We start from the raw sequence: 13,199 nt of genomic DNA on the forward strand, positions 1-13,199 counted from the left end.
CGCGGCCCGGCGCCGCTCAGGCCAGGGCCGCCCTGATCGACTCCTCGATGCCGGGGTGGCGGAAGACGAACCCGGACGCCGACAGGCGGGCGGGCAGCACCCGCTGACTGCCCAGCACGTCCTCGGCGAACTCCCCGAGCGCGAGGCGCATCACCGGCGCGGGGACGGCGAAGACGGTCGGACGACGCAGGACGCGGCCCATGGCCTCGGTCACCTCACGGTTGGTCAGGGGCTCGGGCGCGGTGAGGTTCACGGGGCCGGAGAGGGAGGGGGTGACGATGAGGTGGCGCAGGGCGGCGACCTCGTCTTCCAGCGAGATGTACGACCAGTACTGGTCGCCGCTGCCGAGCCGACCGCCGAGGCCGGCCTTGAAGATCGGGAACAGCTTGGCCCAGGCCCCGCCCGCGCCGGCGACCACCAACCCGGTACGGGCGAACACCGTCCGGATCCCGGCCTCCCGGGCCGGGGCGGCGGCGGCCTCCCACTCCACGGTGACGGAGGGCAGGAAGCCCGTTCCGGCGGGGGCGTCCTCGTCGACGGCGCGGGAGCCCGTGTCGCCGTAGTAGCCGACGGCCGAACCGGAGACCAGCACGGGCGGCGGGGTGTCCAGGGCCGCCATCGCCCGGGCCACGGCGGCGGTCCCGAGCACCCGGCTGTCGCGGATCTCCCGCTTGTAGGCGTCCGTCCAGCGGTGGTCGCCCACGCCCGCCCCGGCGAGGTGCACGACGGCGTCACAGCCGCGCAGCCCGGACGGGTCCACGTACCCGGCCGCCGGATCCCACCGCACCTCCCCCGCCCGGGTGGGCTCGCGGCGCACGAACCGGACGAGGTCGTGGCCGTCGGCCCGGAGGGAGCGCGCGAGGGCCTTGCCGATGAGTCCGGAGGATCCGGTGAGGGCGATACGCATGGCCCCCAGTCTGCCCCGCCACCCCCCGGGACCCCGGCCGACTCAACGGACCTGCCCGGACCGAGCCGGTCCCACCTCGGACCGGACGGGGCCCACCTCGATCCCGGCCGGTCCCGTCAAAACGTACCGAGCAGGCTGCCCACCGCGTAGGTGACCGCCATCGCCAGCGCGCCGCCGAGCACGTTGCGGCGTACCGCCGGCGCGGCCGGAGCCGCGCCCAGCCGCGCGCTCAGCACCCCGCACAGCGTGAGCGCCACCAACACCGCCCCCACCGTCACCGGCACCCGCGCCGCCGCCCCCGGCAACACGATCGCCGGCAGCGGCAGCAGCGCCCCCACCGTGAAGGCGATCAGGCTGGCGAAGGCCGCGTGCCACGGGTTGGCCAGCTCGTCGGGGTTGATCCCCAGCTCCACCCGGGCGTGGGCCCGCAGCGCGTCGCGCTCCGTCAGCTGCTCGGCGGCCTCCCGGGCCAGCTGCCGGCTCAGCCCCCGCTCCTCCAGCAGTCCCGTCAGCTCCTCCAGCTCGGCCTCCGGCTCCTCCCTCAGCTCCCGCCGCTCCGTCTCCAGCGAGGCCCTCTCCGAGTCCCGCTGGGAGCTGACGGACACGTACTCCCCCGCCGCCATCGACAGCGCCCCCGCCAGCAGCCCGGCCACCCCCGCCGTCAGGATCGCGGTGCGCGAGGTGGTGGCACCGGCCACGCCCACCACCAGACCGGCCGTGGAGATGATCCCGTCGTTGGCCCCGAGCACCCCGGCCCGGAGCCAGTTCAGCCGGGTGCTGATCCCACCGCTCCGCGTATCCGTCACGGGACCACTGTCGCGGCCGGGCCCCGTCGGAGCCACCCGGCGTGCGCGGCCGGGGCGCGCGTACCAGGGTGGAGGGGTGACACGCGGACGGGAGGACCTGGGCAGCCTGCACGCGGCGCCGCCACCGCGCTGGGCCCGGTTCGCGCCGGCCGTGGCCCTGGTGGGGCTCTGCCTCGCCCAGTGGCTGACGCCGGGCGACATCGAGCTGGGCTTCTTCCTGGCCGCCCTCCCCGCCGTGGCGGCCTTCTCCTACGGCGCCCTCGGCACCGCCGTCTTCGCCGCGCTCGTGCTGGTCCTCCTGGCGTTCCCGGGGCTCGGCGTCGGGCACGCCCAGGGCTCGGACCTGGCCACGGTGGCCACCGTCGGCCTGCTCAGCGTGGTCATCGCGCTGGTGCGCCGCCGCCGCGACGCCCAGCTGGTCAGCGTCCGCAGCGTCGCCGAGGCCGCCCAGCTGGCGGTGTTGCCGCCGGTGCCGAAGCGGGTGGGGCCGGTGCGCTGCGCGGGGCTCTACCGGGCAGCGCAGCGCGGCACCCTGGTCGGCGGCGACCTGTACGACGTACGGGCCGGGCCGTACGGGGTGCGGGCCGTGGTCGCGGACGTCCAGGGCCACGGCCTGGCGGCGGTCGGCACGGTGGTGGCGCTGCTCGGCGCCTTCCGCGAGGCGGTGCTGGACGACGGGGAGCTGACCGGGGTCGCGGCCCGACTCGACCGCAGGCTCACCTCGGACACGGCGGCCGAGTGCACCCCGCACCCGGAGCTGTTCGCGACGGCGGTGCTGCTGGAGTTCCCGCCCGGGCTGGACCTCGTACGGATCGTCTCGTGCGGGCATCCGCCGGTGCTGCTGCTCCGGGACTTCGAGGCCTCGGAGGTGGAGGTGGAACCGGGCCCCCCGCTGGGGCTGGGCCTGGCCGGACCCAACGCCCCGCCGGCGGTGACCGAGCTGCCCCTGCGGCCGGGCGACCGCCTGCTGGCCTACACGGACGGGGTCACCGAGGCCCGTGACCCGGCCGGACACTTCTACCCGCTGGCCACCCGCGTGCCGGTGCTGGCCGGCGACGCGGCGGGGCTGGTCCCGGCGGTCTGGCGGGACCTGGCGGCCTTCACGGGCGGCGGCCCGCGCGACGACGTGGCGCTGCTGCTGCTCTCGCCGTGCGCCGAGACCGTCCCGTCGTGACCGGCCGTCGTGACCGGCCGTCGTGACCGGCCGTCGTGACCGCTCCGTACTGATCGCGTGATCAATCCGTAACAGCGGACCTTTTGGCCCGTTTTCCGTGTTTGTCTCGACGATGTCACCCACTCCCGTCGAGACGAGGCCCCCATGCACGCACCGCACCGACACAACCGACGCATCGCGGCGGTCCTGGCCGGCGCCTCGGCCGTCGGCCTGCTGAGCGGCGCGATGCTCCTCGGGTCGGTCGTCGCCGGCAATCCGGTCCGCGACCAAGGAGCGCCCTCCGGAGCCCCGGTCGACACCCCGATCAGCATCCGCGTCACCCTGCCCGCCCACCCCGGCCGCCCGGAGGGCGAACCCTCGACCGGCACCCTGTCCGGGTAGCCGCCCGCCGACGCCTCGGCGCGGCGGGCGGCCTGAAAGCCGGCGACGCTCAGCCGGCGCTCAGCCGGTGGTCACTCGCTGTCGCGGATGAAGGTGCGCACCATCCGGCAGGTGTGGTTGGACGGGCGGTGGATCCCCACCCGCACGGCCATCGTCCGTATCTTGCGGTTGGTGGCGCGCTTGGCGTCGTAGGTCCCCGTGTCGAGCAGGGAAATCGCCAACCGCATCGCCTTGAGGCGGCGGTTGTGGCTCTCGTACCACTCGCGCGGCAGACCCGCCGGCAGTGGCTTCCTCTTGGGCATCTCAATGACAGCGGCAGCGGCCATCTACAGCCTCCCAAACGGTAGTTGGCTTCCTGTCGTTCTCCCTCGATTTTACCGGGGCCCACTGACAAAAGCCGCTGGCCGGCAGCGCCTGGCTAGGCTGGTGCGCATGGAGATCTGGATCAATCCCGCCTGCTCGAAGTGCCGCAGTGCGCTGACCCTGCTGGACGCGGAGGGCGCCGAGTACACGGTGCGCCGCTACCTGGAGGACGTCCCCTCCGAACAGGAGATCCGCGAGGTGCTGGGCCGCCTCGGGCTGGAGCCGTGGGACATCACGCGCACCTCCGACCCCCTCGCGAAGGAGACCGGCGTACGGGAGCTGCCGCGCGAGGAGACCGAGGCGGGGCGGCAACGGTGGATCGCCCACCTGGCCGCCCACCCGAAGCTGATCCAGCGCCCGATCATCACCGCCGAGGACGGCACGGCCGTCATCGCCCGCTCACCCGAGGCCGTCCACGAGGCCCTTTCCCGTCGGGGGTAGGGGGTGGGGGGCGGGGCGGGGCGGGGGCTGCGGGGGAACCTCGGCGGCATGCGTGTGGGGGCGGGCTCTCGGATGGTGTGGGGGTTTCCCGCCAGTCCACTGTCCTTCCGTGCCGGTCCGGTCCCTCAAGGGCGCTCACTGCGTTCGCGTCGCTACGCGATGGCCTTCGGCCACCCTTGACCGACCGGCCCGTCCCGGAATGCCAAAGACTGTCGGGAAGCCCCAAAAGAACGGGCTGGTCTGAAGTGACGAGGAGCGGGTCTCTCAGGGGCGATGGGACGGCCGCTTCGGTCGGCAGGCCGGGCATTCGGGTCCCTCGCAGAACCTTTCAGGACTCGACTCGGACCACTCCACACCACAGGTTGATCAGGACACCCGAACAGGACCGAGGGCGCATCGGATCGCTACGCACTTTCTCTCGGCTTAGCGTCTGCGATCCGTCTGTGGCTGGACATAGGCCACATGAGGCCTCTCATCTCTTGCTCGGCTTAGCGTCTGCGGCCCGTCTGCTCATCTGGCCTTCCGTGGCGGGTATGTGAGGGCCTTTAAGCGCGCATCAGGGGCTGTCGCCAGCCCATGACCGCTTCTCCACTTCCACGGTTGATGACTTCGTCATTCCGTGCGGTCAGTGGGCCATGCAGTCCATCCGGGTCGCAGACGCTGAGCCGAGTGGGACTGGAGAGGCCTGGTGCGGCTTATGTCCGGCCACAGACGGATCGCAGACGCTAAGCCGAGTGGGAGGGGGCACGACCTGGTGCGTGGGCCGTCTCTACCGTCCTGAAAGGTTCTGCGAGGGACCCGGATGCCATGCGTGCTCGCCGAAGCGCCCGCCCGATGTCCTATGACGGACCCGCTCCTCCCTCGTTCAGACCAGCCCGTTCTTTTGGGGGCTTCCCGACAGTCTTTGGCATTCCGGGACGGGCCGGTCGGTCAAGGGTGGAGCGCAGCGAAATCGCGTAGCGACGCGAACGCAGTGAGCGCCCTTGAGGGACCGGACCGGCACGGAAGGACAGTGGACTGGCGGGAAACCCCCAAACCATCCGAGAGACCGGTCAACGGCACACCGCCGAGGTTCCCCCGAAGCCCCCGCCCCGCCCCCCGCCTTCACCTCGCCCCCACCTCGTACCTCGTAGGGTGGCCGGAGTGTGCAAAAGGAACAAAGCCGGACTAAAGGAGCCTTGTGGCCGAGCAGCAGCCGCCATCCACGCCCTCGCCGCCCGCACCTCCGCCGCCTGCCGCCGGGGGGTATCCGATTCCGCCGCCTCGGGCGACGGCCGACTGGATGTTCGGCGGGGTGTACGGGACCGTGCTGGCCAGTGGGCTGCTGGCCGCGCTCGACCAGAAGGGCGGGGAGTACACCCCCTTCTACGACGCCAGTTGGGTCCTGGTCACCGCCGCCACGGCCGGGCTCGCGCACGGCTACTCCCACCACATGGCCACCCACCACCCCGGCGGCTCGCGCCACCGGTGGCGGGTGTTGGGGCGGTCGCTGTGGAACGAGTGGCCGATGATCGCGGCCACCCTGCCCACCGTGGTCCTGCTGCTGGTCGCCGGGATCGCGGACTGGGAGTCGTACGGGGTCACCGCCGTCGGCCTCGGGCTGAACACGGCGCTGCTCTTCGCCTGGGGTTCCTTCGTGGCGATCTGGGTGGGCTACCGGCTCGGGTCCGCGCTGCTCATCGGGTTGGCCGACGCCACCATCGGCCTCGCCATCATCGTGGCGAACGCCCTCATCAAGTAGCCCTACCCATCCAGTTGCCCCTCCGCCTCGGCCAGGATCTCCGTCAGGCGGGCCCCGAACTCCGCCCCGCGCGGATCCGGGACGCCCGTGCGGGCGGCGGTGAGCAGCGCGTCCAGGGCCCGCCCGTAGGCGCCCGGGACGTCGCTCCAGTCGGGCAGGGCGAAGACGCCCTCGGCCCCGCGCAGCTCCAGCCCGACTCCGGCGGCGGCCTGGGGCGCGCCCAGGCTGAGCACGGCGGTGCTGGCGGCGCCCGAGGCGTGGCGCAGCGCGAGCTGGACCACGTCGGACGGCCCCCGGGCGGCGGTGACGGCGGTGACCTCGCCGAGGACGGGGATCAGGACGGACAGGGCGTGGGGGCCGACGTCCCACAGGCCGCCCTTGGACTTGCGCCAGGGGGAGTCGGCGTAGGCGCTGGGCCCGCCGTCGGGCGGGAAGACCGCGCCGAGCCAGTGGGCGGAGGCGGTGTACCAGCCGGTGCGTGCGGCCTGTTCGGTCACCCACCCGGCGGTGGGCTCGGCGAAGCGGAGGGTGAGGAAGACGACGGAGGCGACGTGGTGGCGTGCGGCGGCGTCGGCGACGGCGCGGGCGTCCCGGGCGGTGGTGGCGACGGGTTTGTCGAGCAGCAGGTGGCATCCGGCGGCGGCCGCGCGGACGGCGAGGGGGGCCTGTACGTCGGGCGGCAGGGCGAAGGCCACGACGTCACAGTCCGCGAACAGCTCGTCGGGGTCTTCGTACACCTTCACGCCGTGGGCTGCGGCGAGTTCGGCGGCCGCTTCGGGGGTGCGGCCCCACACTCCGGCGAACTCGGAGCCGGTGTGCGCGGCGAGGGCGGGGGCGTGGGTGCGGCGGGCCCAGGGGCCGGTGCCCAGCAGTCCCACGCGGGGGCGGGCCGGTAGGGAGGGATCGGCGGGGCCTTCGGGCTCTTCGCCGGCGGAAGTCAAATCGTACGAAATGCTCACCCGCCCAGTCTGCCTGACCCGGACGGGTGTCCGACAGGTGACCCGCACGACCCGCCCCACCTGGGGCGCGAATCTCGGTAACACGGGGTTCACACCCGGGCAACGGAAGAGAAATCGCGGCGGGGCACGCTGCCGTCACACACCATGGCGATCCGCAGCACCCGCAGAGTCAGGATGGGGCCCGTGAGCTACAAGGCTGAGTACATCTGGATCGACGGCACCGAGCCGACGGCGAAGCTTCGCTCCAAGACGAGGATCCTGGCCGACGGCGCGGAACTGCCGATCTGGGGCTTCGACGGTTCGAGCACGAACCAGGCCGAGGGCCACGCCTCCGACCGCGTGCTGCAGCCGGTGTTCTCCTGCCCGGACCCGATCCGCGGCGGCGACCACCTCCTCGTCCTGTGCGAGGTCATGAACATCGACATGACCCCGCACGCGTCGAACACCCGCGCGCTGCTGCGCCCGGTCGCCGAGAAGTTCGCCTCGCAGGCCCCGATCTTCGGCATCGAGCAGGAGTACACGTTCTTCGACGGGACCCGCCCGCTGGGCTTCCCGGTCAACGGCTTCCCGGCGGCGCAGGGCGGCTACTACTGCGGTGTCGGCTCGGACGAGATCTTCGGCCGCGAGATCGTCGAGAAGCACCTCGACCACTGTCTGGCGGCGGGCCTGGAGATCTCCGGCATCAACGCCGAGGTCATGCCCGGCCAGTGGGAGTTCCAGGTGGGCCCGGTCGGGCCGCTGGAGGTCTCCGACCAGCTGTGGATCGCGCGCTGGCTGCTCTACCGCACCGCCGAGGACTTCAACGTCTCCGCGACGCTGAACCCGAAGCCGGTCAAGGGCGACTGGAACGGCGCGGGCGCCCACACCAACTTCTCCACGAGGGCCATGCGCGAGGACTACCGCGCGATCGTCTCGGCCTGTGAGTCGCTGGGCGAGGGCAGCAAGCCGCTGGACCACGTCAAGAACTACGGCGCGGGCATCGACGAACGCCTGACGGGTCTGCACGAGACGGCTCCGTGGAACGAGTTCAGCTACGGGGTCTCCGACCGCGGCGCCTCGGTGCGCATCCCGTGGCAGGTGGAGAAGGACGGCAAGGGCTACATCGAGGACCGCCGCCCGAACGCGAACGTGGACCCGTACGTGGTGACCCGCCTGATCACGGACACCTGCTGCACCGCCCTGGAGAAGGACGGCCTGGTCTGATCCGTCAGCCCCGGGCGCCCCGACCGATCCGTCCGAGGATCCGTCCGGTCCGCTCCCCGTGACGCACGCGGCGTCCACCCTCCCCCGTTCCGGGGCGGGCGGGCGCCGCTTCGTCGTCGAGGGCCATGAGGGCCGGGCGGTTGATGTTTTGTCGGGAATGTAATGGAGCGACACACACCAGAACGCGGAATTTGAGATTCCGATCCATTGGCTGAGACGGGGTCTGCCCTGGGCCCCCTACATCTGCTTGAATGGCCGCATGGCCAGCCATTCGCACTCCCTGACAGGTCGCAGAGACCTGGAGCCGTTCTGGCCCTCCCGTCAGGATCACGATTTCGACCGGGTGTGTTGCCGCGCGAAGAACGCGCCGGCCCTCTAAAACCTCCCGGGACCCCTTCACCATCGGACCTCCCCGAGGCCTTCGGTCTGCGCGGTACGACACCGACGAACGAACGAACGCGTACGTACGTCTCCTGCCGACCACTCCGCGTGAAAGAGCTGACCACTCATGTCCAACACCCGTTCCTTCCCTTCCTCCGCTTCCGCCGCGACCTCCGTCGCCCCGGCGTACCCGGCCTTCCCGCCCAGTCCGCGCCACCGACTGCGCTCGGTCGACCGGGACGAAGTGGCCCGCGTGGTGGACCTGCTCCCGCCCGGCGCCACCTGGTTCCCCGCGCCGCAGCACACCCTGCCGACGCTGCCGGGCCAGCCGCCGATGATCGGTTACCTGGTCCTCGTACCGGCCGATCAGCAGTCGATCGCCTTCGCCCCGCAGTCCGTTCCCGCCGCGACGCCCGCGCCCGCGGCGGCGGCGGCCACGACCGCCGTCACGAGCGGCGACTCGCTCGTCCGCATCGACGCGGCGCAGCGCACCGCCGAGGTGGACGGACGGGTGCTGGACCTGACGTACCTGGAGTTCGAGCTCCTTTCCCACCTCGTGGCGCACCCCCACCGGGTGCACAGCCGCGACCAGTTGGTGACCACGGTGTGGGGCTACGGTCACGTCGGGGACGGTCGGACGGTCGACGTCCACATCGCCCGGCTGCGGCGCAAGCTGGGCACCTCCCGGCGCGGGGCGATCCAGACCGTGCGTCGGGTCGGCTACAAGTACGCGCCCTGACGGGCACTCCGGACCTGACGGTGGGCCCGTACTCCCGAGCGGAGTACGGGCCCACCGTGCGTGCGTCCCGGAGCGCGCGGGGGGTTACGCCGCCTTCGCGGCCCTGCGCGCGGCGGCGGACCCGAGGGCCGCGTCGACCACGAGGAACACCAGCAGGCTGATGCCGAGCATCGGGACGAACCAGCCGACGAGCGCCGTCACCGCGGCGAACGGCAGCAGGACGGTCATCGGCAGCCTGCGCCAGGCGCCGCGCGGCTGCGGGCGGCCCACGGAGCGGGTGCGCTCCTTGGTGGGCCTGCGCATCCACCACATGCGGTAGCCCCAGAAGATCAGGAACATCACGGCAACGGCGAGGGCGGCCAGGGCGATCTGGTTGGCGAGGCCGAAGGTCAGCCCCATGTGCAGGTCGATGCCGAAGCGGGTCATCTTGGCGAGCAACGGGTGATCGGCGAAGCGGAGCTCGTCCATGATCCGGCCGTCGGCCGGGTCCACGGCGACCGCGTCCAGGTGGACCGGAACCGTCTTGTCGGTCTCCTTGACCACGTAGCCGTTGCCCTCGGCCGGCAGGGTGACGCGCAGGCTCTCGGTGATCCCGGCGGCGCGGGCGGCGGAGACGGCCCGGTCGATGCCGATGTCGGCGGTGGGCTGCGGCGGCGGGGCCATGGTCGTGCCGTCGGGCATGACGTGCCCGGCGTGCTCGTCGGAACCGCCGGCGGAGCCGTCCAGGGCGGCGGAAACCGAGGGGGTGGAGCCCCCGAGGCCCTGCTGGACCCGGTCGATGTTCTCGCCCGCGTAGCGGGACCAGGTCAGGCCGGTGGCGGACAGGACGACCAGTCCGGCGACCGCCCACAGGCCGACGACGCCGTGCCAGGACAGGGTCCGGCGGCGGCCGGTGGCCTTGCGGTCGGGCCGTACGAGGTCGGCCTTGCGGGAGCGGCGACGGCCGATCCACAGGGCGAGTCCGCCCAGGGCGACCACCCAGAGCCAACTGGCGGCGAGTTCACTGTAGTTCCGGCCGAACTCGCCGAGCTGGAGGCTGGAGTGGAACTCGCTCAGCCAGGCCCGCAGCGGCAGGGCGTCGCCGGCGGTGGTGAGCTGCCCGCGCACCTCGGTGGTGTACGGGTCGACGAACACGGTGAGGGTCTCGCCCTCCCCGAGCCCCGGGCGCTCCATGATCACCCGGGTGGTGGCGTCGGCCTCGGGAGCGGGCCAGACGGCCACGACCTTGCCCTCGGGGGCGGCGGCCTGGGCGGCCCGCACCTGGGTGCCGAGCGGGACCGCGCTGTCGCCGGTGCGGGCGACGGTCAGCTCGTCGGAGTAGAGGACGCGCTCCGCCTGCCAGGAACCCGCGTACAGCAGGCCGGTGGTGGCGGCGAGGAACAGGACGGGGGCTATGAGGAGCCCCGCGTAGAAGTGGATCCGCAGCAGCAGCGGGCGCAGGGCGGCCCATCCGCCGGCGCTCCGGGCCGGGGCGGCGGGTGCGACCGAGGCGGACGATGCGGGAGGGGCGGGGGGTGCGGGAGGGGCGGCATCCGGGGTCGGGGCGCCGGAAAGCTCGTCGAGGGACATGTCGGTCCTAAGGGTTGGCGAAGACAGGGTGAGGAGCCCCTGGTCTCGCCCCCCTCGCCGAGAGGGACGCGCCGGTCAGGCGCGCGCGGGAAGACCGGGGGCCGTGGTGCCGACCGCTCGCCGGACGGGCGGTCCCCGACGGACCGCGGTGTGGGCGTGCACGGCTCCGCGCAGCCGGCGCGGTCGTACGTACGCGGGCCGGTGCGCGGGCGGCGCCGGTACGGGTGCCGACCGGGTCCGCAGCAGCGCGAGCGCCCGGGACAGCGGTCGGGCCGCCACCAGGGCGACGGCGCCCGCGGCCCGGGCCCACCGGAAGACGGCGGCCTCGCCCCGGGCCAACCAGAGGCCGCAGAGCAGGGCGGCGAGGAGGTGTGCGGCGATCATCGCGAGCCCGCCGTGGCCGGCCATCGCGAGCATGTCGGCGACACCGCCCGGGCCGACCCCCGCGACCGCGCCGACCCCCGCGCCCGCTCCGTGCCCGGCGGCGTCCGCCATGCCGGCCATGTCGGGCATGTCCGCCATGGCCGCGGCGTCCCCGACCCCGGGCATCGACGGGCCCGCCGTGTGGTGGTGCCCGGACATCGCCTCGGCGGCGCCGGCCGGGGCGTCCGCCCGGGACGGAGACGGGGATCCGGCCGGGATCCGGGCCTCGGCCCAGGAGAAGGCGAGGTGAAGGGCCCCTTGGGCGAGGAGCAGCGCGCTGGTGATCCCCGCCGGGCCGCAGCGTCGTCCGGTGGCCGTCCGGGCCAGCCCGGCGGTCACCGCGAAGGCACCCAGAAGCCATCCGAGGGGAAGATCCGTACCGGACATGGACGAATGCCCCACCGCCGCCAACACCACGCACACCGCCGCGAACATCGCGGCCCGGGTGGCGCGCATCGGCGCGCGGGAACGGGATCCAGGCATGTCCCGGTCATCGTCCCACGGGGGTCGGTGCGCACGGCAAGAGGGCGGTATCCGATCATGATCGGGTGAACCCTTCACCGTGGTCGCTCACGTCACCGTGGCCCGCTCGGCCCCTCCCGCTCGGCGGCGCGCTCTACACCGCCGGGGTCCAGATCGGGGCCCACGTACTGGAACGGATGCCTCCGGCGGAGCGCGAGCACGTGCTGCGCGACTGCTCCACGAACGTGGACAACCTCGACTCCGGCCGCTGGGCGACCCTCCTCAGCAGCGCCTGCGTGGTCGAGGAGCCGATGCCGCTGCCGTACGCGCTGCTGTTGGTGGCGGTCCTCGGGTACGCGGAGTACGCGTACGGGGCCTGGTGGACGGCGGGCGTGTTCCTCTTCGGGCACGCCGCCGCGACCCTGCTCGTCTACGGGGCCCTGCGCCGCGGCGCCGACCGGGAGACGCGCCGGGCGGTGGACGTGGGGACGAGCTACGGGTTCAACGCGGTGCTCGGCGCCCTCACCTCCGCGCTGCCGCGCGGGACCGTGCGCAACGTCGCCCGGGCCGGACTGCTGGCCGTCGCCGTCCGACCGGTGCTACGCCGGGAGCGGACCTTCACCGACGCCGGGCACCTGGTGGCGCTGGGGCTCGGGGTCGGGATCTCGCTGGCCGTCGATTGTCTTTCCGGGTCGAAACATCGGAAAATCAGTCTTGCCTGACCTTATCGCCATGAACCACGCGAACAGCCCGACCCAGTCGCACACCGCCGGAGCCGCCACGATGACCACCGCACCCGCCACCACCGTCGCCAACCTCCGCGACCTCGGCGGCACCCCGCTCGCGGGCGGCCGGACCGTCCTGCCCGGCTTGGTGCTGCGCTCGGCCGCGCTCGACCGGCTCGACCTCGACGCCGACCCGGTGGTGGCGGGCCTGGGGCTGCGCACCGTCATCGACTTCCGCACCGAAGCCGAGCGCGCCGACCACCCGGACCGGGTACCCGCCGGGGTTCGGCTGCTGGTGCGCGACGTACTGGCCGACAAGCTCGGCGAGTCCAAGACCCCCGCCGCGGCGCAGCTCAAGGACCTCCTGGCCGATCCCATCGTGGCGGAGGAGCACTTGGGCGGCGGCAAGGCCCAGGCCCTCTTCGGCTCGGTCTACCGCTCGTTCGTCAGCACCGCTTCGGCGCAGGCCGCCTACCGCACGCTCCTGGAGGAGGTCGCCGACCCCGGGGCGGGCCCGCTGCTCTTCCACTGCACGGCCGGCAAGGACCGTACGGGCTGGGGCGCCACGGTGATCCTCTCGCTGCTCGGCGCCGACGAGGCCACCCTGACGGCCGAGTACATGTCGGTGAACCCGGCGGTCAAGGCCGCCTTCGCCCCGATGATCGAGGGCTTCACCGCGGCCGGCGGGGACCCGGACATCGCCCTCGCGCTGATCGGCGTGTTCCCCTCGTACCTGGAGGCGGGGCTCGACGAGGTCGCCACCCGGTACGGCTCGATGGAGAAGTACGTCCGCGAGGGGCTGGGCGTCCCGGACGAGACCGTCGAGGCGCTGCGGGCCCGGCTCGTCGCCTGACCGGTCACCGACCGGCGTCCGACCCTGCGTCCGACCGTTCACTCGATTCGTCCGAACGTGTGAGCTGGAGGC

At 73.2% G+C, this 13,199-nt stretch carries 14 protein-coding genes; 8 read left to right on the plus strand and 6 right to left on the minus strand.

Translation table 11 applies throughout. From position 1 onward, the window contains the following. Nucleotides 1–16 precede the first annotated feature (16 nt). Together ACIOD1_RS20245 and ACIOD1_RS20250 are read right to left on the minus strand one after the other, a co-directional pair. Nucleotides 17–907 (minus strand): TIGR01777 family oxidoreductase, encoded by an 891-nt coding sequence (locus ACIOD1_RS20245; RefSeq protein WP_401903690.1) that lies wholly within the window; start codon nt 905–907, stop codon nt 17–19. Between the two features lie 116 nt (nt 908–1,023). Further along, nucleotides 1,024–1,713 (minus strand): VIT family protein, encoded by a 690-nt coding sequence (locus tag ACIOD1_RS20250; protein WP_365613828.1) that lies wholly within the window; start codon nt 1,711–1,713, stop codon nt 1,024–1,026. Nucleotides 1,714–1,789: 76 nt separating this feature from the next. Between ACIOD1_RS20250 and ACIOD1_RS20255 the strand changes: the two genes are divergently transcribed. Continuing rightward, nucleotides 1,790–2,887, plus strand: coding sequence for a PP2C family protein-serine/threonine phosphatase (locus ACIOD1_RS20255; RefSeq protein WP_401903693.1), 1,098 nt, complete (start codon nt 1,790–1,792; stop codon nt 2,885–2,887). Between the two features lie 144 nt (nt 2,888–3,031). Further along, complete coding sequence (locus tag ACIOD1_RS20260) at nt 3,032–3,268, plus strand: hypothetical protein (RefSeq protein ID WP_401903695.1); 237 nt, start codon at nt 3,032–3,034, stop codon at nt 3,266–3,268. Nucleotides 3,269–3,339: 71 nt separating this feature from the next. On the opposite strand, the gene ACIOD1_RS20265 is transcribed toward ACIOD1_RS20260, so the two are convergent. Continuing rightward, nucleotides 3,340–3,594 (minus strand): hypothetical protein, encoded by a 255-nt coding sequence (locus ACIOD1_RS20265; protein ID WP_365613837.1) that lies wholly within the window; start codon nt 3,592–3,594, stop codon nt 3,340–3,342. 106 nt (nt 3,595–3,700) lie between these two features. Between ACIOD1_RS20265 and ACIOD1_RS20270 the strand changes: the two genes are divergently transcribed. Beyond that, nucleotides 3,701–4,072: an ArsC/Spx/MgsR family protein gene (locus ACIOD1_RS20270; RefSeq protein WP_401903698.1), complete on the plus strand. Its 372-nt coding sequence runs from the start codon at nt 3,701–3,703 to the stop codon at nt 4,070–4,072. A gap of 1,294 nt (nt 4,073–5,366) precedes the next feature. After that, entirely contained in the window at nt 5,367–5,813 is a 447-nt protein-coding gene (locus ACIOD1_RS20275; protein WP_401903701.1) for a hypothetical protein, read from the plus strand. Between the two features lie 2 nt (nt 5,814–5,815). Here ACIOD1_RS20275 and ACIOD1_RS20280 read toward each other — a convergent pair whose 3' ends face one another. Next, nucleotides 5,816–6,754, minus strand: a complete 939-nt coding sequence (locus ACIOD1_RS20280) for a Gfo/Idh/MocA family oxidoreductase (RefSeq protein ID WP_365614994.1) — start codon at nt 6,752–6,754, stop codon at nt 5,816–5,818. Between the two features lie 201 nt (nt 6,755–6,955). Between ACIOD1_RS20280 and glnII the strand changes: the two genes are divergently transcribed. Both glnII and ACIOD1_RS20290 read left to right on the plus strand, forming a co-directional pair. Next, complete coding sequence (gene glnII / locus ACIOD1_RS20285) at nt 6,956–7,975, plus strand: glutamine synthetase (protein ID WP_365613845.1); 1,020 nt, start codon at nt 6,956–6,958, stop codon at nt 7,973–7,975. 508 nt (nt 7,976–8,483) lie between these two features. Then, nucleotides 8,484–9,095, plus strand: a complete 612-nt coding sequence (locus ACIOD1_RS20290; protein WP_401903702.1) for a winged helix-turn-helix domain-containing protein — start codon at nt 8,484–8,486, stop codon at nt 9,093–9,095. Nucleotides 9,096–9,179: 84 nt separating this feature from the next. Here ACIOD1_RS20290 and ACIOD1_RS20295 read toward each other — a convergent pair whose 3' ends face one another. Next, the gene (locus ACIOD1_RS20295; RefSeq protein ID WP_401903705.1) at nt 9,180–10,664 is read right to left on the minus strand and encodes a PepSY-associated TM helix domain-containing protein; all 1,485 of its coding nucleotides are present in this window, start codon (nt 10,662–10,664) and stop codon (nt 9,180–9,182) included. A 75-nt stretch (nt 10,665–10,739) separates the two neighbouring features. Then, on the minus strand, nt 10,740–11,570 hold the full coding sequence (locus tag ACIOD1_RS20300) for a hypothetical protein (RefSeq protein WP_401903707.1): 831 nt from the start codon (nt 11,568–11,570) through the stop codon (nt 10,740–10,742). A 65-nt stretch (nt 11,571–11,635) separates the two neighbouring features. On the opposite strand from ACIOD1_RS20300, the gene ACIOD1_RS20305 reads away from it, so the two are divergent. Beyond that, nucleotides 11,636–12,271 carry a rhomboid-like protein gene (locus ACIOD1_RS20305; protein ID WP_401903709.1) on the plus strand — a complete coding sequence of 212 codons (636 nt, stop codon included), beginning with the start codon at nt 11,636–11,638 and terminating at the stop codon, nt 12,269–12,271. A 61-nt stretch (nt 12,272–12,332) separates the two neighbouring features. After that, the gene (locus ACIOD1_RS20310; protein WP_365614997.1) at nt 12,333–13,127 is read left to right on the plus strand and encodes a tyrosine-protein phosphatase; all 795 of its coding nucleotides are present in this window, start codon (nt 12,333–12,335) and stop codon (nt 13,125–13,127) included. Nucleotides 13,128–13,199: the final 72 nt, after the last annotated feature.

This window comes from Streptomyces sp. NPDC088097 (assembly GCF_044741845.1).
GTDB lineage: Bacteria > Actinomycetota > Actinomycetes > Streptomycetales > Streptomycetaceae > Streptomyces.